Annotated in this window: 21 protein-coding genes; 14 read left to right on the forward strand and 7 right to left on the reverse strand. The window is 62.3% G+C overall.

The window, feature by feature from the left end:
- Positions 1–21: 21 nt before the first annotated feature.
- Both AB4Y97_RS01215 and AB4Y97_RS01220 read right to left on the reverse strand, forming a co-directional pair.
- Entirely contained in the window at positions 22–1,566 is a 1,545-nt protein-coding gene (locus AB4Y97_RS01215) for an ABC transporter substrate-binding protein (protein ID WP_441997167.1), read from the reverse strand.
- A 124-nt stretch (positions 1,567–1,690) separates the two neighbouring features.
- Positions 1,691–2,731 carry a succinylglutamate desuccinylase/aspartoacylase family protein gene (locus AB4Y97_RS01220; protein ID WP_441997168.1) on the reverse strand — a complete coding sequence of 347 codons (1,041 nt, stop codon included), beginning with the start codon at positions 2,729–2,731 and terminating at the stop codon, positions 1,691–1,693.
- Positions 2,732–2,986: 255 nt separating this feature from the next.
- Between AB4Y97_RS01220 and AB4Y97_RS01225 the strand changes: the two genes are divergently transcribed.
- The 4 genes from AB4Y97_RS01225 (at position 2,987) to AB4Y97_RS01240 (ending at position 6,751) form a co-directional block, all read left to right on the forward strand.
- Positions 2,987–3,682, forward strand: a complete 696-nt coding sequence (locus AB4Y97_RS01225) for a GntR family transcriptional regulator (protein WP_441997169.1) — start codon at positions 2,987–2,989, stop codon at positions 3,680–3,682.
- 46 nt (positions 3,683–3,728) lie between these two features.
- Positions 3,729–4,919: a mandelate racemase/muconate lactonizing enzyme family protein gene (locus AB4Y97_RS01230; protein WP_441997170.1), complete on the forward strand. Its 1,191-nt coding sequence runs from the start codon at positions 3,729–3,731 to the stop codon at positions 4,917–4,919.
- Between the two features lie 200 nt (positions 4,920–5,119).
- Positions 5,120–5,971, forward strand: coding sequence for a substrate-binding periplasmic protein (locus tag AB4Y97_RS01235; protein WP_441997171.1), 852 nt, complete (start codon positions 5,120–5,122; stop codon positions 5,969–5,971).
- Between the two features lie 54 nt (positions 5,972–6,025).
- Positions 6,026–6,751, forward strand: a complete 726-nt coding sequence (locus AB4Y97_RS01240) for an amino acid ABC transporter permease (protein ID WP_441997172.1) — start codon at positions 6,026–6,028, stop codon at positions 6,749–6,751.
- Positions 6,752–6,813: 62 nt separating this feature from the next.
- On the opposite strand, the gene AB4Y97_RS01245 is transcribed toward AB4Y97_RS01240, so the two are convergent.
- Positions 6,814–6,966, reverse strand: a complete 153-nt coding sequence (locus tag AB4Y97_RS01245) for a hypothetical protein (protein ID WP_441997173.1) — start codon at positions 6,964–6,966, stop codon at positions 6,814–6,816.
- An 84-nt stretch (positions 6,967–7,050) separates the two neighbouring features.
- On the opposite strand from AB4Y97_RS01245, the gene AB4Y97_RS01250 reads away from it, so the two are divergent.
- Both AB4Y97_RS01250 and AB4Y97_RS01255 read left to right on the forward strand, forming a co-directional pair.
- A complete protein-coding gene (locus tag AB4Y97_RS01250; protein ID WP_441997174.1) occupies positions 7,051–7,761 on the forward strand; it encodes a glutathione S-transferase in 711 nt (236 codons plus the stop codon).
- Between the two features lie 205 nt (positions 7,762–7,966).
- Positions 7,967–8,251 (forward strand): hypothetical protein, encoded by a 285-nt coding sequence (locus AB4Y97_RS01255; RefSeq protein ID WP_441997175.1) that lies wholly within the window; start codon positions 7,967–7,969, stop codon positions 8,249–8,251.
- Positions 8,252–8,339: 88 nt separating this feature from the next.
- Here AB4Y97_RS01255 and AB4Y97_RS01260 read toward each other — a convergent pair whose 3' ends face one another.
- Complete coding sequence (locus AB4Y97_RS01260) at positions 8,340–9,131, reverse strand: class II glutamine amidotransferase (protein WP_441997176.1); 792 nt, start codon at positions 9,129–9,131, stop codon at positions 8,340–8,342.
- Positions 9,132–9,301: 170 nt separating this feature from the next.
- Here AB4Y97_RS01260 and AB4Y97_RS01265 point away from each other — a divergent pair, with 170 nt between their 5' ends.
- Positions 9,302–10,708, forward strand: a complete 1,407-nt coding sequence (locus tag AB4Y97_RS01265) for a sodium:proton antiporter (protein WP_441997177.1) — start codon at positions 9,302–9,304, stop codon at positions 10,706–10,708.
- Between the two features lie 177 nt (positions 10,709–10,885).
- On the opposite strand, the gene AB4Y97_RS01270 is transcribed toward AB4Y97_RS01265, so the two are convergent.
- The 3 genes from AB4Y97_RS01270 to AB4Y97_RS01280 are packed head-to-tail and all read right to left on the reverse strand — an operon-like array spanning position 10,886 to position 14,082.
- A complete protein-coding gene (locus AB4Y97_RS01270) occupies positions 10,886–11,980 on the reverse strand; it encodes an NAD(P)/FAD-dependent oxidoreductase (protein ID WP_441997178.1) in 1,095 nt (364 codons plus the stop codon).
- Between the two features lie 6 nt (positions 11,981–11,986).
- Positions 11,987–12,427 (reverse strand): hypothetical protein, encoded by a 441-nt coding sequence (locus tag AB4Y97_RS01275; protein WP_441997179.1) that lies wholly within the window; start codon positions 12,425–12,427, stop codon positions 11,987–11,989.
- Positions 12,428–12,471: 44 nt separating this feature from the next.
- Positions 12,472–14,082, reverse strand: coding sequence for a phosphoenolpyruvate carboxykinase (locus AB4Y97_RS01280; protein WP_441997180.1), 1,611 nt, complete (start codon positions 14,080–14,082; stop codon positions 12,472–12,474).
- Positions 14,083–14,457: 375 nt separating this feature from the next.
- Here AB4Y97_RS01280 and AB4Y97_RS01285 point away from each other — a divergent pair, with 375 nt between their 5' ends.
- From AB4Y97_RS01285 to AB4Y97_RS01315, 7 genes are all read left to right on the forward strand, one after another.
- Positions 14,458–15,156, forward strand: a complete 699-nt coding sequence (locus AB4Y97_RS01285) for a response regulator transcription factor (RefSeq protein WP_441997181.1) — start codon at positions 14,458–14,460, stop codon at positions 15,154–15,156.
- Positions 15,157–15,246: 90 nt separating this feature from the next.
- Positions 15,247–17,025, forward strand: coding sequence for a stimulus-sensing domain-containing protein (locus tag AB4Y97_RS01290; RefSeq protein WP_441997182.1), 1,779 nt, complete (start codon positions 15,247–15,249; stop codon positions 17,023–17,025).
- Positions 17,022–17,486 carry an HPr kinase/phosphorylase gene (locus AB4Y97_RS01295; RefSeq protein WP_441997183.1) on the forward strand — a complete coding sequence of 155 codons (465 nt, stop codon included), beginning with the start codon at positions 17,022–17,024 and terminating at the stop codon, positions 17,484–17,486. Before AB4Y97_RS01290 ends, AB4Y97_RS01295 begins: the two co-directional genes overlap by 4 nt.
- Before the next feature lie 90 nt (positions 17,487–17,576).
- Positions 17,577–17,978, forward strand: coding sequence for a PTS sugar transporter subunit IIA (locus tag AB4Y97_RS01300; RefSeq protein WP_441997184.1), 402 nt, complete (start codon positions 17,577–17,579; stop codon positions 17,976–17,978).
- Positions 17,979–17,983: 5 nt separating this feature from the next.
- Positions 17,984–18,304, forward strand: a complete 321-nt coding sequence (locus AB4Y97_RS01305; RefSeq protein ID WP_441997185.1) for an HPr family phosphocarrier protein — start codon at positions 17,984–17,986, stop codon at positions 18,302–18,304.
- A 142-nt stretch (positions 18,305–18,446) separates the two neighbouring features.
- Complete coding sequence (ahcY, locus tag AB4Y97_RS01310) at positions 18,447–19,877, forward strand: adenosylhomocysteinase (protein ID WP_441997186.1); 1,431 nt, start codon at positions 18,447–18,449, stop codon at positions 19,875–19,877.
- Positions 19,878–20,231: 354 nt separating this feature from the next.
- Positions 20,232–22,811, forward strand: a complete 2,580-nt coding sequence (locus tag AB4Y97_RS01315) for a PAS-domain containing protein (RefSeq protein ID WP_441997187.1) — start codon at positions 20,232–20,234, stop codon at positions 22,809–22,811.
- The last annotated feature ends 8 nt before the right edge of the window (positions 22,812–22,819 follow it).

Below are 22,819 nucleotides of genomic sequence, written 5' to 3' on the forward strand. Positions count from 1 at the left end.
GCCCCTACCCGCCCGGTGTTCTCAGTTCTGTTCCAGCCATACTCCCCACATCCGCGGGATCCGGGAAGGCTCGAAGTTCTTCAGTTTCGCGCTTGCGACCTGGAATAGGCCATAGTTACCAGCTTTCAGGGCGACGGCGTTGTTGTACATGTGTTTCTGGAAGTCGGCGAAAATCTGCTTGCGCTTGCCTTCGTCCATCGTTGTCGTCAGGGCAGCGTAGAGTTGGTCGATCTTCTCGTCCTTCTTCTGTTGCGAGGTGCCGTTGACCCAGGGCGCCATGACTGAGGCTGGCCCCTCGTAGGGCTCGATCCCATAGCCATGAGCCCAGAAGTTCCAGCCTGTCGGCGTGAAGCCGATCTTTGAAACGGTTGGCCAATCCGCAACCGAGAGCTCGACATTGATGCCGATATCCTTCAGCCGCTGCTGCACTACCGTTGCCGTATCAGTGTTGGCTCGCAGATTGTCGACGATGAAGGTGAGCTTCTCACCCTTGTAACCTGACTTCGCGAGCAAGCCCTTCGCGGCCGCTAGATCGGCTTGGTTGTATTTCTCCGTATTGGCCTTCGTGTGGAATGCGGCCCCCGGGTAGAGCCATGCTCCATCCATCTGATAGATATCTGGATAGGAGATCGCCATGACCTCTTCCATGTCCAAAGCGGCCTGAACGGCCAGACGGAAGCTCACGTCGTTCGCCGGCGGTTGAGCGTGGTTGAACTTGATCACCTGGAAGGCGAAGGGGAGAACCTTGTAAACGACAAATTTCTTGTCGTTCTGGAGACGTTTCGCGGTCGGTCCATCGACGGTCTCCAGAAGCTGCACTTCGCCCGCCTCCAGTGCCGCATTGCGAGCGCCGGCCTCCGGCATGAATCGGAAGGTCACCGAGTCAAGGAAGACCTCCTTCTTGCCGGCCAGACCATCGCGCCCCTTGGCATTGGGATTAGGCACGTATCCGTCGAAACGCTCGATCTTTACATGGCTGTCGGGTTTATACTCGACGAACCGGAACGGCCCGGTGCCGATATAGTTGATTTGGTTCGCCGGCTTGGAGGCCTCCTCGGCAGGATAGATCGCAATCGGCGCACGTGGCGAAGACAGGTTGTCGAGGAAGGTGGATTGAACATCCTTCAGGGTGATCGTCACCTCTCGCGGGCCGGTCGCACGGACCGAGTCGACCGCGCTCAGAAGGGGAGCGGAAGCACCGATTTTGCGGTACCGCTCAAGCGAGGCGACAACATCGTTGGCATCGAGTTCCTTACCGTTGTGGAACTTGACCCCCTGACGAACAGGGAAGACATAGGTCTTCCCGTCATCGGAGATCTTCACACCCTCTGCGAGTTCCGGAACGGGCTTTGCATTTTCATCCCGCGCATACAGTGTTTCGTAGATGTGCAGCGTGACGTTCCGCGCCGCCTGCGCTGTGGTTACATGGGCATCGAGGGACGGGGGAGCCTGGACGATGCCGACGATGACCTCACCACCCTTGCGTTGAGCGGAGGCGGCCCCGGGAACCATCAACAGCATTGCCGCTCCCAAGGCGACTGCGCCAAAGTCTAACCATTGTCTCATATCGTCCTCCGTTGTTGCGACCTAAGGCCGGTTTCCCTCATGCAATGATTGGATCGTCGGACTCGTACCTTGGCCTTCCCTGCATGTTCTGTGACTGAATCCTCTGCTTCGCCACGACCGCCCTTCATGCAGCCGCTAGCGCATCTTCGTAATCGTTCATCACTACAGCGACGACGTCGCCACGCTGCACGCGACCTGGCCCCGATGCCATCCAGACGACGCCGGACTTTCGGTAGCGGATCTCGACTGGCGCGCGGTCTATATCTTCGACGAAGTGCAGAAAGCCGGCGACGTCACCCTCATCGATAGTCTCTCCCGCTAGATGCCGCGGTTCGAAAACGCCGCCAGCGGGAGCAAACAGATAGCAATCCTGACCGCGCACCATCATGTGGCGCGTCCTGGACGCCCCATCACGCTGCGAGGTGTCGGGCCTGCCATCCATCACGCCAATATGCTTGAGGACATTGGCGAGGCCTCGTTTGCCGATACGCACACCCTCAACGTTGACGCGGCCCCAGCCGCCGAGCTCCGTTCCGACCGACAGGATGCCGCGGCGCTCGACGGCGGAGGTCAGAGTGGCGCCTTCGTCGACGCCCCAGAACACAACGTTGAACGGCGCGCCGAAGGCAGCCGCCGCATCCATCGTTCGCTTGCGCATCTTCGGATCCGGCAGATAGTGCATGTTCGTGGAAAGTGCCGCCTCCATTGAATGCCCTGCCGTATGAACATCGACCGAGATGTCCACCAGCGGCAGCAGGACGGTGTCGATGTAATGGGCCAGCATCTCCGAGAACGTACCGCGGGGATTGCCAGGGAAGCAGCGGTTCATGTCGCGGTGGTCGACAGGCGATAGGCGCGTGTCGTTCTGGACAGCCGGCACATTGACGGCCGGCAGCATGATGACACGCCCCTGAACGGCCGAGGGATCCAGTGTATGCGCCAGGCGGGATACAGCAATCTGGCCTTCGTATTCATCGCCATGCACGCCACCGGTAAACAAGACCGTAGGGCCAGTGCCATTCTTCACACAGACAATGGGGATCTCCACTGTCCCCCAGCCCGACGTGTTGCGCGACAGAGGCGCCCGTAAATAGCCGGCCTGCCGTCCGTCCCTATCGAAATCGATCCCGCACTGAATTCGGCTCTTGATCTCAGTTTCGGCCATCGGTTTGCCCCAAACGATCTTGTTTTGCCATTCGTATGAATGTATACGATCCTACAATTGTCAATGGCCTCCCGTTTCCGAAACGCTCTTCATGCAAGCAGCGCAAGAAACGGTGGCCGGCAACCTGGAGATGGCGCAGCTGCTCCCGCCGACCACGAATTGAGCAATCGACCGATGAACGCAACGAAATCCCATTCCATAAAATCGTCTCCCCCCGAGAGCGCTGACGCCGGCTCGGACAGTGGTTGGCGGCCCTTGAAGCCACGTACGCTGGTCGACGCGGTGATCGATGAAATCGTTGCCGCAGCTGCATCGAGTCGCATTCTTCCCGGCGATCGGATCGTCGAGGCCGAGCTCGCGCAGGGTCTCGGAATTAGCCGCGTGCCGGTGCGTGAGGCGTTACGGATCCTGGAGAGCCAGGGCCTTGTCGTTAACGAGCCTTACAAAGGTATCCGCCTGCGCTCGGTTACGCAGGAGCGCATCGATCACCTCATCGAGGCGCGGGTTGCACTGGAGACGGCTGCAGCGACCCGCGCCATTGTGGCAGGGCGGAACGGCAAGCGGGAGGTGCAGCTTCTCCACCGTCACGTGGACGAACTCGAACTGATGGGAGCGCGTGGCGATGCCTACGGGTTTGCAAATGCCGATACCAGCTTCCATCGGGCCTTGTGCCAACTCAGCGGCAACGAGGTGATTTGTGACCTTTGGGAAATGTTGTCGCGGCAGCTCACGATCATCGTCGGTCTATCGACTCTCGGGAAGCGCATGGCCGACATCGTCGAAGAGCACCGGACCCTCGTGAGGGTCTTCGGGACCGGCAACCTGGAGCGGATGACCAAGGCCCTCGACGATCACATCAACGTGCAGACCCATGCGGTGGACTTTCTCGGCCTCATTGCTCAACGCCGGTCGGAGCGGGAGGCGGAGCGGAAACTGGCCACCAAAACTTGACCGCGTTTTCTCGTTCTCTCCTCTCCCCTCGAACAAGGCTCTCCCCATGGCATATGCAGCGGCTGCTCCAACCCAGCATTCGACGGCCATTCCACCCATCAAGATCCGGTCGATCGAGGCTGCTCCGCTCTTCGGGGAAAGCCCGAAAGGAGGATGGTCGGCCGAGATCAAGCCCGAGGATTCAATCCATGCCATCGTTGCTGTTCATACGGATGCTGGGATTACGGGTTTTGGCAGCGCCTTTACCGACGGGCGCCTTGTCCAGGCCAGCTTAAAGGTCCTTGAGCCGCTCTATGCTGGAGAGAACGCGCTGGAACCGGAGCGCGTCACAGAAAAACTTCACCAGAACACTTTCTGGATGGGCCGGGGCGGGACGCTGACTCACACCATTAGCGGCATCGACATCGCCCTGTGGGACATTCTGGGCAAGGCCACCGGAATGCCAGTGGGACGCCTGCTCGGAGGAACCTACCGGCAGCGCGTTCAGCCCTATTGTTCGCTTCTCATGGAGGAGCCGGCAAGGATGCGCGATATCGTCGCCGAATATCGCGCAAAGGGCTTCCGCGCGTTCAAGATCGGCTGGGGCCCGTTCGGACGGGCGCAGGATACGAAGCTCGACGAAGCCATCGTCCGCGCTGCGCGCGAAGCTGCGGGAGATGGCAACAGGCTGCTCGTCGATGCCGGTGCGAGCGACGCACATTGGCCACATGGGCTCAAATGGGCGATTCGGACAGCCGAAATGCTGAAGGATTACGATGTCGGTTGGTTCGAAGAGGGGCTCAAGCCCGACGCCATTGACGATTTCTGCCATCTCAGGCGCATAAGCCCGGTCCCGATTGCCGGTGGAGAGGTTTTGACCCGTCGGCAGGCTTTTATCCCATGGCTGACCCGAGGCGCATTCGATATCGTGCAGCCGGACGTCACAAAGGTCGGCGGCATCAGCGAGCAGCGCCGGATCGCCTGGATGGCAGCGGATCTCGGCGTCAAATATATCGGCCATGGCTGGAACACGGCGCTTGGCGTCGCCGCCGATCTGCAAATGGCCGCGGCCTTCCCCGATGCGGATCTTGTCGAGTTCATCGGCGGGAGCCCCTATGTGGACGGAATCCTGGCCCAGCCCTTCAAACTCGATGACGAAGGCTATCTGGCTATCCCCGATCAGCCTGGTCTGGGGATCGAAATCGACCGCGATAAGGTCGCCCGGTTCGTTCCGGATGCATCTTCGCTCTTTGCATGACCCGAAGGACCCTGCCGCCTCCCGCATGAGGGGCAGAATGGCACAAATGGATTAGACCGGATGCCCTGGAGAGAGGCGAATACAGGAACCTCGTCATTCGGCATCAATGCGAGTTGAATAGCTCACGGAAGCACACAACGACCGTGCAACATCATAAGAACCACAAAAGCGGGCAGCTGAAATCTGCGGAGGAAGGAACCATGTGGAGAACAGCCATTGGGCTCACACTGAGCCTTTTCATCACGACCGCCAGCGCGCAGGAGTTCCAACATGAGGCATCGCCCCTGTTCGACTCGTGCGGGGACGGCTCCTATCAGAGAGCCGTGAAGGATGGCATAACGCTGGGGATCTCCCCCTCCCCGCCTTATACCTCGCTTGATCCGGCAACCGGCAAAGCGAGCGGACTCGACGTGGAAATCAATGAGGCGGCCTTGAAATGGATGGGCGTCTCGAAGATTCGGTATGAGGTCGCGCCGTTCGGGCAGCTCATTCCGGCTCTTCTAGCGAAACGCATCGATACGGTTTCCTCCAACATCCACATAACACCGGATCGACTGAAAGTGGTGTCCTTCACAGGACCTGCGTGGTGGTACGGACCGGCCATCGTCACCCAGAAAGGGAATCCCGAGAAGCTGACGTCCTTTGACATGCTGAAGGGAAAAAAGATCGGCGCGATCGCGGGCTCCGCTGCCGATGAGTACCTGCGGAAAATCGGGGCTGATGTCGTTGCCTTCCAAACGGATGCTGAGGAATTTGCCGCAATCTCGACCGGACGCGTTCCCGCCATCGTCGAAGACGACGTGAAGGTTCTCGAATTTCTCGATGCGAACAAGTCGGCGCCCATCGAAATCGTAGGCAACGTTAAAGTTCCGGACGAGCTCATCTTCAAGTACGGCTATGGTTACGCCCGCTACGCTGTTCGCAAGGAAGACTGCTCCCTGCGCGCCGCTTATACGCAGGCACTCGCCGAGACACGCGGCAACGGCACCGTCTCAGCCATTCTCAAGAAATATGGATTGTCCAATCGCAATCTGTTCTTCTTTCCTCTCTGACCTCTCCGAATACTCGCAGGACTGCCTGCCCCATCGGGGCAGGCAGAATAGAGAATGGATCTTTTAAACCTTTCGGTTATTTGGGATTATGGCGACGTCCTTCTCAAAGGATTGCTGACCACTGTTCTCCTGACGCTCATTGTCATCGTGCTTGCCGGGGTTCTCGCAATTCCGGTCGCCCTCGCGAGGCTGGCGCACTCGCGTTGGATCCGCCTGCCGGCGGATGCCTATGTCGAGTTCCTACGAGGAACGCCGCTGATCCTTCAGCTTTTGTATATTTATTATGTCCTTCCGAGCGTCGGGATCCGCCTTGAACCATTCACCGCAGCAATCATCGGACTGACGGCAAACTACACTGCATATATGAGCGAGGTCTATCGCAGCGGGATCCAAGCCGTTCCGCGCAGCCAGGTCGAAGCGGCCAGCTCGCTTGCGTTGCCGCCATTCCTCACGTTCAGACTGATCGTGCTGCCGCAGGCGTTCAAAATTGTGCTGCCTGCCCTGGGCAATTACCTGATCGCGCTCTTCAAGGACACCGCGCTTGCATCGGTTGTTACAGTGCAGGAACTCATGTTTACGGGTCAGATCATATCGGCCCGGAGCTATCAATATTTCACCGTCTATACAGTGACGGGAATTCTCTACTTTGCGGTCGGGTATCCGGCTGCACTCATCGTTCGCAGGCTTGAAGCGCGATCACGCTCCGGCTGGGGGCCCTCTCCTCTCATTTCCGCGCGACCGGCGCCTGCTCTACAGGACGTAAAGAGTCGATTGTCCTGATCAGCACTCGCCTTAATAGCAGGAACTTGGAAAGGGCATAACGAGCCCACCCGATGGATTCATCAAACGGCAAGGCCGAATAGCCGGCCGACCGGACGGACCAGCCCCTGAGCTTCGACCTGGCGCAACTCCGTACACCAGAGTTCGAGCAGCTGCCCGATGACCACGCCGGTCATGGCAGCCTCCCGCGCCAGAGCAGGAGGTGACTCGCGCAAGATCGCCAGGGACAACTGTCGTGATAAGGGAGGGAACCTCTTCTATATTCCCTCGCGTTGCCCACCGAAACGCGGGAGCGCCACATGCCCTATGAACTCTACTACTGGCCCAGCATTCAGGGACGCGGCGAGTTCGTGCGGCTGGCGCTGGAGGAGGCCGGGGCGAATTATGTCGACGTGGCCCGGACGCCGAAGGGCATGGCCGCGATGATGCGGATGATGGACAGCGCCGAGCATCCGCCCTTCGCGCCGCCCTTCCTGAAGGATGGCGATCTCATCATCGGCCAAGTGGCAGTAATCCTTCTTCATCTGGGCCAGCACCACAACATCGCGCCGAAGAGCGAGGCGGGGCGGCTCTGGACGCATCAAATCCAGCTCACCATCGCCGATCTGGTGACGGAAGCGCATGACACGCACCACCCGCTCGGCCCAAACCTCTATTATGAGGATCAGAAGCAGGAAGCGGCCCGGCGCGCCACGGATTTCCGCAAGGACCGGATCCCGAAATTCCTCGACTGGTTCGAAACGATACTGGCCCGCAACCCTTCCGGCGACAGACATCTCGTCGGCGCGTCGGTAACCTATGCCGATCTCTCCCTGTTTCAGGTGGTGGAAGGTTTATCCTATGCCTTTCCCAGGGCGATGAAGCGCGCCCTGAAGGACGCACCGCGTGTCGCAACTCTGCACGATGCGGTCGCAAAGCGGCCGCGCATCAAAGCCTATCTCGAAAGCGACCGGCGCATCCCTTTCAACGAGGAAGGGATTTTCAGGCACTATCCGGAGTTCGACGGCTAGAGCCCGTTTTGTGAACTCCGCTCGTAAGATGGCCCCGGTTTTTTGAAAGAAAATGCTCTGGTTCGAAACCGGCCTCTCAGACGAACCCATCGGGTGAATGGCAACGATGCCTTAAGAGTCGCGTGCGCAATGTCGGCCTGCGGACTGGTGATGGTGCGATGGTCCCGCCCTCTCCCAGGTTCGCAGCGCGTGCGTGGAGTAGCCGATGAGTGATGAAGCCGAAACAATTGCGACCCGCCTCTGGCGTGACCGGATCGGGATCCGGGAGCAGGAGCGCGATGCCGCGCTGGCCCGGGCCCGGCAGGCGGAGGAGAAGCTTGCGGCTCTCATGGCCGAAAACGATCGGCTGGCGCGGGAAAATGCGCGGCTGCGGATGCAGATCGGTTCGGAGACCGGACAGGCCCCATCCGAGACGGAGCTTCAGATGGAAGCCCTCAAAGGCGCCCTTCTGCCCCTGCTATCGTCGCCGGGTATCGGACTGAACGCGTAAAGCAGCGGACCCAAAAGCGGATTCCACTTTTGGGATCATCCGATGCGCTCTTCTCTCGAGAACGCGTCGATTCCGTTGAAACGCGGCTTCAGGCCGCCAGAGAGCTGATCGCCTCGTTGAGGCACTCGACCCGGATCGCCTCGCCCGCGCGGGCGACGAGGGTGCAGCCCTTGGGGACCTCGCGCCAGCCGCGATCCTTGTCGTCGATGGGTTCCGAAACCACCAGAAGACCGTCCGGCTCCTCACGGAAATAGAGGGTCGGGGGCTTCGCATCGCAGGACCAGCGATAGGCGAAGAGGCTTTCCCCGTCGGTGAAGGCAGCGGTAAACCTGAACGGTTCGTCGATCCCGGCCTCGTCCATCAGGCCGCGCACGGTCTTCAAGGTTCGCGCCATGGCGGCGACCGGCTCCGTGCCGAGGCCGTTGGCGAGCGCGAGGAGAAAAATCGCCTCCGAATCCGTTGTACCGACGCGCGTGTCGTAAAGTTCGTCCGGAATGAGCGCCTCGAGACGGCGCTTGATGCGCCCATAGCCGCCGATCTGGCCGTTATGCATGAAGAGATGACGGCCATGGGTGAACGGATGGCAATTGGCCCGCGTAGTCGAGGTGCCGGTGGAAGCGCGCACATGGGCGAAGAACAGGCGGGAGCGCACCTGATCGCACAGGCTTCTCAGATTTTCGTCGGACCAGGCGGGACGGACTTCCCGGTAGAGCCCCGGCTCGGTCCGCTCTCCATACCAGCCGATGCCGAAGCCGTCGCCGTTGGTCTCGGTCTTGGCCTCGATCGCGTGGAGCGATTGATGCACCAGCGAATGGGCCGGCGCGCAGACGAGATCGGCAAGGAAGATCGGCTCTCCCCGATAAGCTAGAAAGCGGCACATCGGTGTCTTAACCCCCGGGGCGTTCAACGCTTTATGAAACTATGTTTACTGTCTTTCAGGCTTGGTGAACAGCCGGTTAATGGAGGGGCCGTTGCGGCTTCGGCGTCGTTCCCCTACACCTTACGCGCCATAGGATAGCGCCAGCCGAACTGGCGACATGGGGAAACAGCATGCTTCGTGCCTTGAGTCTGGCGCTCGCCACCGCCCTGACCGTTTTGCCCGAGGCCGCCTTCGCGGCCGAGCTCGACGGGCGAAGCTTGAGCGCCTTATGGGCACTGCCCTTCGCAGGAATTCTGCTGTCCATCGCGCTGTTTCCGCTTCTGGCCGCCCATACCTGGGAGCATCACCAGGGCAAGATCGCCGCCCTGTGGGGTCTGCTCGTCCTCATCCCCATGGGCCTGATCGCCGGGCCGGAGGCCGCCCTGCATGCTCTCGCTCACACGGCTTTTCTCGAATACATCCCGTTCATCCTGCTGCTTCTCGCCCTGTTCACGGTGGCGGGCGGCGTCGTGGTGCGCGGCAATCTTCACGGCTCGCCCGTCACGAACACCGTACTCCTCGCCATCGGCACCGGGCTCGCAAGCTTCATCGGCACCACGGGCGCATCCATGGTGATGATCCGCCCCGTATTGCGAGCGAACGACGACCGGCGGCACAACGCCCATGTGTTCGTGTTCTTCATCTTCCTCGTGTCGAATATCGGCGGCTCGCTCACGCCGCTGGGCGATCCGCCGCTCTTCCTCGGCTTCCTGCGCGGCGTCGATTTCTTCTGGACGACGCAGCATCTCTGGCCCGAGACGCTGTTCGTCGGCGGGCTCGTGCTGGCCGTCTTCTTCCTGCTCGATTCCATCATCTACCGGAAGGAAGGCCATATCCGCCCCGACCCGACGCCGGATCAGCCGGTGCGCGTCACGGGCGGCATCAACTTCCTGCTGATCGCCGTCATCATCGGCGCGATCCTGATGAGCGCGACGGTGGATCTTGGCAACATCACGCTCCTCGGCATCGAGATCGAACGGGCCAATGCCCTTCGCGATCTCATCATGGTCGCGGTGACTTTCACGTCGCTCGCGCTCACGCCGAAGGAGCACCGGCTCGAGAACGGCTTTTCCTGGGGGCCGATCCAGGAGGTCGCGAAACTGTTCGCCGGCATCTTCATCGCCATCATTCCGGTTCTCGCCATGCTCAAGGCCGGCGCGGAGGGCCCCTTCGCGCCGCTCGTCGCCCTCGTGTCGAACCCGGATGGCAGCGCCAACAACGCCGCCTATTTCTGGCTCACCGGCGGCCTGTCCTCCTTCCTCGACAACGCCCCGACCTATCTCGTCTTCTTCGAGCTCGCGGGCGGCGATCCGCAAAAGCTCATGACGACCGGCGCACTTTCGCTCGCCGCCATTTCGGCGGGCGCGGTCTTCATGGGCGCGAATTCCTATATCGGCAACGCTCCGAACTTCATGGTCTATGCCATTGCCCGCGACGGCGGCGTGAAGATGCCGAGCTTCTTCGGCTACATGCTGTGGTCGGGCGCAGTGCTGATCCCGACCTTCCTCATCGCGACGTTCCTGTTCTTCAGGGCATAGGGTGCAATCGTCTTCCCTCCCCCTTGCGAGGAGGGACCGAGTGTGGGGGTCGCAAAGTCGAAGCGCTGCGCGTCGTGATGAAGATGCGTGGCCGATACAGTGCCTTTCTCTCGGCACCGCTCACCAAGCTGAACCACCCCCACCCCTGCCCTCCCCGCAAGGGGGAGGGGAATAGCGTCACGCACCCAGCCGCTCCGCCACATCCTCGGCAATCGACAGGCATGACGTCAGCCCCGGGCTTTCGATGCCGAACAGATGCACCAGACCGGCCAAGCCATGCTCGGCCGGACCCTCGATCATGAAATCCGCCGCCTTCTCGCCGGGTCCCGTCAGCTTGGGACGAATGCCCGCATAATCCGGCACCAGGGCGCCGTCGGGAAGGCCGGGCCAGTAACGGCGGATGGACGCGTAAAAACTCTCCGCGCGGCGCGGATCGACCTCGTAATCCTCCCGATCAACCCATTCCACATCGGGCCCGAAGCGCATGCGCCCGGCAAGGTCGAGGGTGACGTGGGTTCCCAACCCGCCTTCGACGGGAGCCGGATAGATCAGGTGCGAAAAGGCGGGCTTGCCGAGGCAGCCGAAATAATTGCCCTTGGCGAGAACGAGGCGCGGCACTTCCGCTTTCGGATAACTCTCGGTCGCGCGGGCCAGCGCCTGCGCGCCGAGGCCCGCCGAATTGACGACCGCATCGACGGGAATCACCGCCTTTTCGGCGCCGCCCGCATGCACCTCCCATCCGGAGCCGGCCCTTGCGATGCGCTCGACGGGGGAATGGAAGGCGATCATGCCGCCCACGGCTTCGAGATCGCCCTGGAGCGCCAGCATCAGGGCATGGCTGTCGATGATGCCCGTCTCACGGGAGAGCACTGCGCCCGTGCAGGCGAGGTTCGGCTCGAGCGCCTTCGCCTCGGCAGCCGACAGAAAGGACAGGCCCTCGACGCCGTTGGCGATGCCCTGCTCGTAGATGCCCTCGATCTTGGCCTGTTCGAGATCGTTCGTCGCCACGATGAGCTTGCCGCATCTGGCATGCGGCACGCCGTGGCTCTCGCAGAATGCATAGAGCATCCGCCGCCCGGCGACGCAGTGGCGCGCGCGCAGGGATCCGGAAGGATAATACATCCCCGCATGGATCACCTCGCTGTTGCGCGAGGATACGCCGTTGCCGATGCCGCCCGTCGCCTCGGCCACGATCACGCTATGGCCGCGTAGACCGAGCGCGCGGGCGATGGCCAGGCCGACGATTCCGGCCCCGATGACGAGAATATCCATCGATACTTACAGTTTTTTCTTACGGAGAATGACAGAGAGGAAAGACGCCAGCAGGATCGCCGTGACGATGGGAGAAACGATAGCACCTGCAAGGTAACTTCCGCCACATCCCTCTTCCCGCGCGGCTTCCACGATGCGGTGAGGATAGAGGTTTTCCCACACGGATATCCACGAGATCGACGCAGAGAAGATCATTGCCGTCAGAGTAAGCCACCGCAGTTCCTGAGAGAGAAAGTTCAGGACAGCGACGCCTAGCAGGATCAGCGTCAGGAAGGAAAACACCTCGTTGACGAGATAAACCCATAAAGGCGCATGCATGAGCCAGAGAGGGGCCCAGTCTCCCAGAACCTTATCGCAAACCTCGGCCATAGCCGGCGAAGCGGTAAGACCGAGGGTGATGACTGAAAGCAACACCGTTTGGTGACATGAAATGAAAAGGCGACCCATAGGCCGCCTTTTACACTATTCAAGCATTAATGTAACAAAGTTCGCTATGCCGCAATCGATGTCTGCGGTGCGGCGGCGCGCACGTCGGCGTCGACGTGGCCCTCGAAACGCTTGAAGTTCTCGTTGAACATGTCGACGAGGCGCTTCGCGGTCTGGGCGAAGGCGGCCTTATCAGCCCAAGTCTTGACGGGATAGAGGATATGCGGCTCGACGCCGGGCACCGAGGTCGGCACCGCGAAGCCGAAGTAAGGATCGCGGCGGAAATCGGCGCGGGAGAGCGAACCGTCGAGCGCCGCTGTCAACAGGCGGCGCGTGACGCGGATCGGCATGCGCCGGCCGGTGCCGTATTTTCCGCCGGTCCAGCCCGTGTTGACGAGCCAGCAATCCACATGGTGCTTGGCGATGAGATCGCGCAGCAGATTGCCGTACACGGACGGATGGCGCGGCATGAAGGGTGCGCCGAAGCAGGTGGAGAACGTCGCCTCCGGATCCTTCACGCCCTTTTCCGTGCCCGCCACCTTCGCGGTGTAGCCGGAGAGGAAGTGATACATGGCTTCCGCCGGGGTCAGCTTGGCGATGGGGGGCAGGACGCCGAAGGCATCGCAGGTGAGCATCACGATGTTCTTCGGGATGCCGGCGCGACCGGTGACGCTCGCATTCGGGATGAAATCGAGCGGATAGGCGCAACGCGTGTTCTCCGTCTTCGACGCATCGTCGAAATCCGGCACGCGGGTAATCGGGTCGATGACCACGTTTTCCAGCACCGTGCCGAAACGCTCGGTGGTGGCGAAGATCTCCGGCTCCGCCTCGCGGGAGAGACGGATGGTCTTGGCGTAGCAGCCGCCCTCGAAATTGAACACGCCGTTCGGGCCCCAGCCATGCTCGTCGTCGCCGAGCAGGGTGCGGTTCGGATCGGCGGAGAGAGTCGTCTTGCCGGTACCCGAGAGGCCGAAGAACACAGCCACATCGCTGGTATGGCCCACATTGGCCGAGCAATGCATCGGCATGACGTGCTCGGCGGGCAGCGCGTAGTTGAGATAGGTGAAGACCGACTTCTTCATCTCGCCCGCGTAGGAAGTGCCGCCGATCAGCACGATCTTGCGCGTGAAATCGCAGGCGATGACCGTCTCCGAGCGGCAGCCGTGGCGGGCGGGGTCGGCCTTGAACGAGGGCAGGTCGATGATGGTGAGGTCAGGCACGTAGCCCTTGAGCTCGCCCTGGTCCGGGCGGATCAGGAGGTTGCGGATGAACAGGGAGTGCCAGGCGAATTCCGTGAAGACCCGCGCCTTGACCCGGTAGGCCGGATCGGCCCCGCCATAAAGGTCCTGCGCGAACAGCTCCTTGCCTTCGGCATGGGCGAGGAAGTCCCGTAGCAGGATGTCGAACTGCTCGGGTGTGATGGAGCCGTTATTCTCCCACCACACGGCGTCCTCGGTCGCTGCATCCCGCACCACGAACTTGTCCTTGGGCGAACGACCCGTGTGCACGCCGGTCTCGGCGAGAAGCGCGCCACCCTGGACGAGCTTGGTCTCGCCCCGGGTCAGGGACTGCTCGTAGAGCGAAGGCGCCTCGAGGTTCCAATAGACCCGTTTCAGATTGCGTAGGCCGAAAGCCTCAGCGCCGTGCGCGCTGTTGAAGACGCCGATTGTGTCCACGAAAGACTTCTCCTGATAGCCAGCCGCCTTTGGCGGCCCGGATGCCATGCCTGATGGCGCTGTCCTCTGATCGGTCCAAGCGGTACGAGGTTTCCCGCCGCTTGAGCACGGAGGGGATTGTTTAGGACATGGAGCGTCGCCGTCAACTGAGGCGTTCCATTTCATTCCATTTTATCCGGGAACCTCGCCTTATGCCCGTTCACCTCCGGTTGAGGCTGGGCCCTCAATAATCCCGATTGTGACACACCCCCCTGGCACTTCGCTGGGGAGACCTTACTTATGCCATCAGAAAGGCGCAGTTGGACACGTTTTGTTGCCTTTGGCGTTGTCTTGCAACATGCTGACGCCACTTGATTTTTTAGCAAGGAAGAGTTCATGCCAACGATCGCTCTCGTCGATGACGATCGCAACATTCTCACCTCCGTATCCATTGCCCTGGAGGCGGAAGGATACCGGATCCAGACCTATACGGATGGCGCCTCGGCCCTGGACGGCCTGAAGCATGCCCCGCCGGATCTGGCGATCTTCGACATCAAGATGCCGCGCATGGATGGTATGGAGCTTCTGCGCCGCCTGCGCCAGAAATCCGATCTTCCGGTCATCTTCCTCACTTCCAAGGATGAGGAAATCGACGAATTGTTCGGCCTCAAGATGGGCGCCGACGACTTCATCCGGAAACCCTTCTCGCAAAGGCTGCTGGTGGAGCGCGTCAAGGCCGTTCTGCGCCGTTTTGCGCCGCGGGACCAGTCGACTCCCCGCGAGGCGGATGCGAAGGCCCTCGAGCGGGGCCAGCTGAAGATGGACCCGGAGCGCCACGCCTGCACCTGGAAGGGCGAACCGGTGACGCTGACCGTCACGGAATTCCTGATCCTGCAGGCGCTCGCCACCCGCCCCGGCGTGGTGAAAAGCCGCAACGCGCTCATGGACGCGGCCTATGACGATCAGGTCTATGTGGACGACCGCACGATCGATAGCCACATCAAGCGGCTGCGCAAGAAGTTCAAGTCGGTTGACCAGAACTTCGAAATGATCGAGACCCTCTACGGCGTCGGCTATCGCTTCAAGGAAGGCTGACGTTCGAGATAAAGCATTTTCCGCAAAAGTGGCTTCCGGTTTTGCGCAAGAAAATGTGTCTCATCGAAAACGCTCTAGCCTGAGAGAGGCATGAAGGCTGACCCGATCCACGCCGAAGCAGCAACCGACGACCCTCTCCCGCCGCGTGGCGTTCTGGCGCGCCTGAGGCGCGTCGGCCGCATCCTGACGCAGCGCGCCTCGTCGAGCCTGACACGGCGCATCGTGGTGCTCAATCTCGGCGGGCTCGTCGCCCTCCTGATCGGCTTTCTCTATCTCAACCAGTTCCGCCAGGGGCTGATCGAGGCGCGGGTCCTGAGCCTTCTCACGCAAGGCGAGATCATCGCCGGCGCCATCGCCAGCTCGGCGACGGTGGACACCGATGCGATCACCATCGACCCGGACAAGCTCCTGCAGATGCAGGCGGGCCAGACCGAGCGGTTCAACGAGGAAAACTTCTCGCCCCTCGAATTCTCGATCAATCCCGAACGGGTCGCCCCGCTCCTGCGCCGGCTGGTGACGCCAACGAGGACCCGGGCCCGGATCTTCGACCGGGAAGGCGCCCTCCTTCTGGATTCCCGCAATTTCTATTCCCGGGGCGACATCTTCCGGCAGGACCTGCCGCCCGTCGCGGACGAGGATACGAGCTTCATCGAGCGCGGCTGGAATACGATCCGCGGCGTCTTCGTCCGCAAGAAGAGGGCCGTCTTCGAAGAGCCCGGCCCGACCAACGGCAAATCCCTTCCGGAAGTGCAGCAGGCCTTCGCGGGCCAGCGCGCGAACGAAGTCCGCACCAATGCGCGCGGCGAGACCATCGTCTCGGTGGCGGTGCCGATCCAGCGCTTCAGGGCGGTTCAGGGGGTGTTGCTGCTCTCGACGCTCGGGGGCGACATAGACGGCATCATTGCCTCGGAAAGATTCGCCCTGCTTCAGGTCTTCCTGGTGGCGGCCGTCGTCATGATCGTTCTCTCGCTCCTGCTCGCGGGTGCCATCGCCGGCCCCGTGAGGCGTCTGGCGGAAGCGGCGGAGCGTGTTCGCTGGGGCACGAAATCACGCCAGGAGATCCCGGATTTCACCAACCGCTCGGATGAAATCGGCCATCTCTCGGGGGCGCTGCGCGACATGACGCGGGCGCTCTACAACCGGATCGACGCCATCGAGAGCTTCGCGGCGGATGTGGCGCATGAGCTGAAGAATCCGCTCACTTCCCTGCGCAGCGCCGTCGAGACCCTGCCGCTCGCCCGCAACGACGATTCCCGGACACGGCTCATGTCGATCATCCAGCACGACGTGAAACGTCTCGACCGGCTGATCAGCGACATCTCGGATGCGTCCCGCCTCGATGCGGAGCTGGCCCGGGCCGATGCCGAGCCGGTGGACATGGCCCGGCTTCTCGAGGCGGTGGTGTCCGTCGCGAACGAGCGCCGGCGTGAGCACGATCCGATCGTCGTGCTTAAAGTCGAGCCGCAGGGGCGCAATCCCTTCATCGTATTCGGCCACGACAACCGGCTGGGCCAGGTGTTCAACAACCTGATCGACAATGCCCGCTCCTTCTCGCCGCCCGACGGGTCGGTGCGGATCTTCCTGCGGCGCCGGAAGGGCGGTATCGAAATCATCGTGGAGGATGACGGCCCCGGCATCGAGCCGCATGCCTTCGACCGGATCTTCGAACGTTTCTACACAGATCGTCCGGAACAGGGTTTCGGCCAGAATTCGGGCCTGGGCCTGTCCATCTCGCGCCAAATCATCGAGGCCCATCGCGGAACCATCAGGGCGGAGAACCGACTTGGGCCGCCCGACGAGACCGGGGAGCCGACGCGGCTTGGCGCCCGCTTCGTCATCCGCCTGCCCGCCGCGGGTCAACAGGGATGAGGAGCCCCCCGGGAGAAAGCATTCACGCGGGCTGCGTCGCCCTGGGCGAGGCGGGACTTCTGATCCGGGGCATGCCGGGCACCGGCAAGTCGACCCTGGCCCGCGAACTCGTTCGCGAAGCGAATCAGTCGGGGCTGTTCGCCTGTCTGGTCAGCGACGACCGGACCCGTCTCGAAGCCCGGAACGGCCGCCTCGTCGCCCGCCCCATGGCTCCCATCGCCGGCTGCGTCGAGATTCGCGGCGTCGGGATTGTGCGGGTTCCGTTCGAGCCGGCCGCCGTCATCCGCCTAGTGATCGATCTCTCGGAGGGCGAGCCGACCCGCCATCCCGAGGCGACGGACTCGCAGGTGCACCTGTGCGGCGTCTTGCTCCGTCGCATTCAGGCCAGAACTGGGGCACCTTTGCTGGATATCGCCCTGAGCAGCATGAGTGGTGTTTACGACGCAGTCGTGACACTGTGATGAAGTTTTTATCTTCCGTGCTCTTGCGCTTAGCTTCGCGGTGCACAAAATAGCGGCTCCGCTCAACGGAGCGATCGGACCAGTAACATTATGATTGGCATGGTGCTCGTCACCCACGGGCAACTCGCGACGGAGTTCAAGGCCGCGCTAGAGCACGTGGTGGGGCCTCAGGAACAGCTTGAAACGATCACGATCGGACCTGACGACGATATGGAGACGCGGCGCAAGGACATCATGGCCGCCGTGTGCCGCGTCAATTCGGGAAGCGGGGTCGTGGTCCTGACGGACATGTTCGGGGGAACGCCCTCAAACCTTGCCCTCTCATGCATGAACGGCAGCTCTGTCGAGGTCGTCGCGGGCATCAACCTGCCGATGCTGATCAAGCTGGCCAGCGTCAGGGACGAGGAATCGTTGACCGATGCCGTTTCCCATGCTCAGGAAGCGGGACGGAAATATATCAACGTTGCATCGCGCGTTCTGACGGGAAAATGAATCGCATGGACCACTCCACCGACGAGGACTGTCCCCCCGCTCCCGTCCCCGATGGAGCTCAGGCCCGGGAAATCCGGATCACCAATCGCCGCGGCCTGCATGCCCGCGCTTCCGCCAAATTCGTCCAGACCGTCGAGCGCTTCGATTCCGACGTCACCGTAACCCGCTGCGGCGAGACGGTGGGCGGCCGCTCCATCATGGGTCTTCTAACCCTCGCGGCGGCGCAGGGAACCACCATCACAGTCACGGCCAAGGGCCAGGATGCGGCCTCCTGTCTGCAGGCGATCGACGATCTGGTCACCAACAAGTTCGGCGAAGACGAATAAAGGCCTCAAGCCGACGCAACGCCCGCGCCTTTCGCGGAAAACGCCCCGGACAACATATAAAGACATCTTTATATGTTGATTGCCTCTCTCCGTACTCTCTGATAAACACGGCGCCAATCCAACCGTGCAGACAGAGAGTCCCATGAGCCAAGCCGCACAGAAGAGCGCGAACGACGCGCGCGACTACATCGTCAAAGACATCAGCCTCGCCGATTTCGGCCGCAAGGAAATCTCGATCGCCGAGACCGAGATGCCCGGCCTCATGGCCATCCGCGAGGAATACGGCCCGAAGCAGCCCCTGAAAGGCGCCCGCATCGCCGGCTCGCTCCACATGACGATCCAGACGGCGGTTCTGATCGAGACCCTGAAGCATCTCGGCGCGGATATCCGCTGGGTGTCGTGCAACATCTATTCGACCCAGGATCACGCGGCTGCCGCCATTGCCGCCGCCGGCATCCCGGTCTTCGCCTATAAGGGCGAGACGCTGACCGAGTACTGGGACTACACCGCCAAGCTGTTCGACTGGCATGGCGGCGGCGTGCCGAACATGATCCTCGACGACGGCGGCGACGCCACCATGCTCGTCCATCTCGGCCTGCGCGCCGAGCAGGGCGACGTGGCCTTCCTCGAGAAGCCCGGCGCGGAAGAGGAGGAAGTCCTCTTCGCGCTCATCAAGCGCCTTCTGAAAGAAAAGCCGAAGGGCTGGTTCGCGGAAGTCGCCAAGTCCATCAAGGGCGTGTCGGAAGAGACCACCACCGGCGTCCACCGCCTCTACATCATGGCGAAGGAGGGCAAGCTCCTCTTCCCGGCCATCAACGTGAACGACTCGGTCACCAAGTCGAAGTTCGACAACCTCTATGGTTGCCGTGAATCGCTCGTCGACGGCATCCGCCGCGGAACGGACGTGATGATGGCGGGCAAGGTCGCCATGGTCGCGGGCTTCGGCGACGTGGGCAAGGGCTCGGCGGCTTCGCTTCGCCAGGCCGGCTGCCGCGTGCTGGTGTCGGAAGTCGATCCGATCTGCGCGCTCCAGGCCGCGATGGAAGGCTATGAAGTGACCACGATGGAGGACGCCGCTCCCCGCGCCGACATCTTCGTCACCGCCACCGGCAACAAGGACGTCATCACCCTCGATCACATGCGCGCCATGAAGGATCGAGCCATCGTCTGCAATATCGGCCACTTCGACAACGAGATTCAGGTCGCGGGCCTCAAGAACCTCAAGTGGACCAACATCAAGCCGCAGGTCGACGAAATCACTTTCGCCGACGGTCACCGCATCATCCTGCTCTCGGAAGGCCGTCTCGTGAACCTCGGCAACGCCATGGGCCACCCGTCCTTCGTGATGTCGGCCTCCTTCACCAACCAGACGCTGGCCCAGATCGAGCTCTGGAACAACGCGGGCAAGTACGAGCGCAAGGTCTACACCCTGCCCAAGCACCTGGACGAGAAGGTGGCCTCGCTGCATCTCGAGAAGATCGGCGTGAAGCTGACCAAGCTGCGGCCCGATCAGGCCTCCTATATCGGCGTGTCCGAGACCGGCCCGTTCAAGCCGGATCACTACCGCTACTGATCCCGCGCCATCGCGATATCGAGGAAAGCCCGGCTTTGCCGGGCTTTTTTCATGCCCCTTTCCGGTCCGATTCGACCGGCCTGACCCCCATGTGTCGCCCGCCTGCAATACACATCGACAAATTGTCCACAGGTTCTCCAAAGGAACCTTAAGAGGGCCTTAACCCTCTTCCTGGCGGAGTCGGGGGTGGTCTAGAGTGGGCGCGATTCGTCCGGTTGTGTCGGGTTTGCGAGCCGGGTCGGCAGTTCCCGTTCATGCGTATGCGAGACCCATTCCTGCGGCGTCGAAAGACCCGCCGGGGCCGGATCATTTTGACCCGCGTCGGGTCGCGAGCGAAGGGAAGGACAGCGCGGAATGGCCCTGCACAGGGAGCGTCACGATGGCGGCAAAGGCAGCGCGAAACCGCGCCCGATCTTTGCCCGCACGCCCCTCAACGCTCCCCTGGCGCTGACGTTTCTGGCGGGTACGTCCCGGCCGGCGCTGGCCATCGATCTTTCCGTGCCCTTCGCCGAGAAGGCCTCCGACCTTCTCGGATTCCTGCAAAATTTCGAGCTCGAAAACGCGGCCTATTTCGGGCTCTTCATGGGACTCGTCGCCTTCTCGACGACCACCGCTCTGATGCTGTTGCGCGAACAGCGGCGCCATGTCCGGCTGGAGCGGGCGCTGCGCGGCGAATTGACGGCCTTGCGTGGCGTAGACGACTTGGCGACCCTGCTGATGGGCTCGGAACGCCAGCTTCTGGTGAGCTGGCAGGGACGGGACGGCGAGCCCCGCTTCGAAGGCGATCCCTCCATCGTCGGCGACGGCGCTCCCGCCAAGCGGGCGCTTGCTTTCGGGGCTTGGCTGTCGCCAGCCGACGCCTCCGCCCTCGACGGCGCCCTGGAGCAGTTGAAGCAGCGCGGCGAAGCCTTTCGCCTTACGGCACGCAGCCTCGCCAACCGGTTCATCGATGTGGAAGGCCGCACCATCGGCGGGCGGGCGATCCTGCGCCTGCGCGACGTCACCGGGGATCGGGCGGAACTGATGGCGGCGCGAGCCGAACTGGCTGGCGCGCGCGACGACCTGCGCTCCATCACCACGCTTCTCGATTCGGTCGTCTATCCGCTCTGGATCCGCGACGGAACGGACCGGCTGGTCTGGGCCAATCAGGCCTATCTCCATTCCATCGAGGCTTCCGACATCGCCGATGCCACGGCCCGCTCCCTTGATCTGCTCGGCCAGAAGACACGCGAGGAATCGTCGAGACAGCGCAAGAGCGGGGCAACCTTCTCCGCCCGCGTCACCGCCGTCATGGCGGGGCAGCGCTCGATCCTCGACGTGGTCGAGCGCCCGACCCCAGGCGGAAGCGCCGGCATCGCCGTCGATGTCTCGGAACTCGAAGCGGTCCGCACCGATCTGCAGCGGCAGATGGATGCCCATGTGCGCACCCTCGATCAATTGCCGACCGCCGTTGCGATCTTCGACGGGTCGCAGCAGCTCATCTTCAGCAATGCCGCCTATCAGCAGCTCTGGGGACTCGATTCCGCCTTCCTGTCCTCCCGCCCTACGGACAGCGAAGTGCTCGACCGTCTCTATGCGGCCCGCAAGCTGCCGGAGCAGGCGGATTTCAGGGCCTGGAAGGCCGAATTCCTCGCGAGCTACCGCGCCGTCGAATCGAACGAGACCTGGTGGCACCTGCCCGACCGCCGCACCCTGCGCGTGGTGATGAACCCGAACCCGCAAGGGGGCGTGACCTATCTCTTCGACGACGTGAGCGAGCGCTTCCAGCTGGAATCGCAGGTCACCGCGCTCACCCGCGTGCAGAGCGAGACCCTCGACACCCTGAAGGAGGGTGTCGCGGTGTTCAGCTCGGACGGACGCCTCAAGCTGTACAACCGCGCTTTCGCCGATATGTGGCAGCTGCCGCCGGACATGCCTTCGGAACACCCGCATATCGATGCGGTGATCAAGGCCTGCCGCCTGCTCGCACCGCAGGACGAGCCGTGGATCGACATCCGTGGCGCGGTGGCCGGCCTGCCCGACATGCGCATGGGCCTGAGCTGCCGCATGGAACGTCGGGATGGCTCCGCCCTCGACTGCACCGCCCAGCCGCTGCCGGACGGCGCGACGCTTCTGACCTTCATCGATGTCACGGCGAGCGTGAGCGTGGAGCGCGCGCTGACCGAGCGCAACGAGGCCTTGGAACGCGCCTCGCGCCTGCGCGACGAATTCGTGCATCACGTGTCCTACGAGCTGCGTTCGCCGCTGACCAACGTGATCGGCTTCGCGCAGCTGCTCGGCGACGAGACGGTCGGCGAGCTCAATCCGCGCCAGCGCGACTACACGGATCACATCATGCGCTCCTCGGCGGCGCTGCTGGCGATCCTCAACGACATTCTGGACCTCGCCTCCATCGACACGGGCTCGCTCGAGCTGACGCCCGAGATCGTGGATATCCGCTCGACCATCGAGGCCGCCATGCGCGGACTCGAGGACCGGCTCGCGGAATCCGCACTTCAGGTGATCATCGATACCCCGGAGGACATCGGCTCCTTCGTGGCCGACGGCAAGCGCGTGCGGCAGATCCTGTTCAATCTGCTCTCCAACGCGGTCGGCTTCTCGTCGCCCAGCCAGAGCATCACGGTCTCGGCCCGCAAGAGCGGCGGCGAAGTGATCTTCGAGGTCAGGGACCAGGGCCGGGGCATCCCGCCGGAAGTCAAGGCCCGCGTCTTTGACCGGTTCGAGAGCCACACGCTCGGAACGCGCCATCGTGGCGTAGGCCTGGGCCTCTCCATCGTGCGCTCCTTCGTCGAGCTGCATGGTGGGCGGATCGAGCTGGCCTCGACTCCTGGCGTCGGCACCATCGTGACCTGTATCTTCCCCAACGAGAGATATGAGTCGCCCTCGGATGGCCGTTCCGGGCAGAATGCGGTACCACCGCTCGCCGCAGAGTAAGGATCGGC

This window comes from Microvirga sp. 2TAF3 (assembly GCF_052114965.1).
Taxonomy (GTDB): Bacteria; Pseudomonadota; Alphaproteobacteria; order Rhizobiales; family Beijerinckiaceae; genus Microvirga.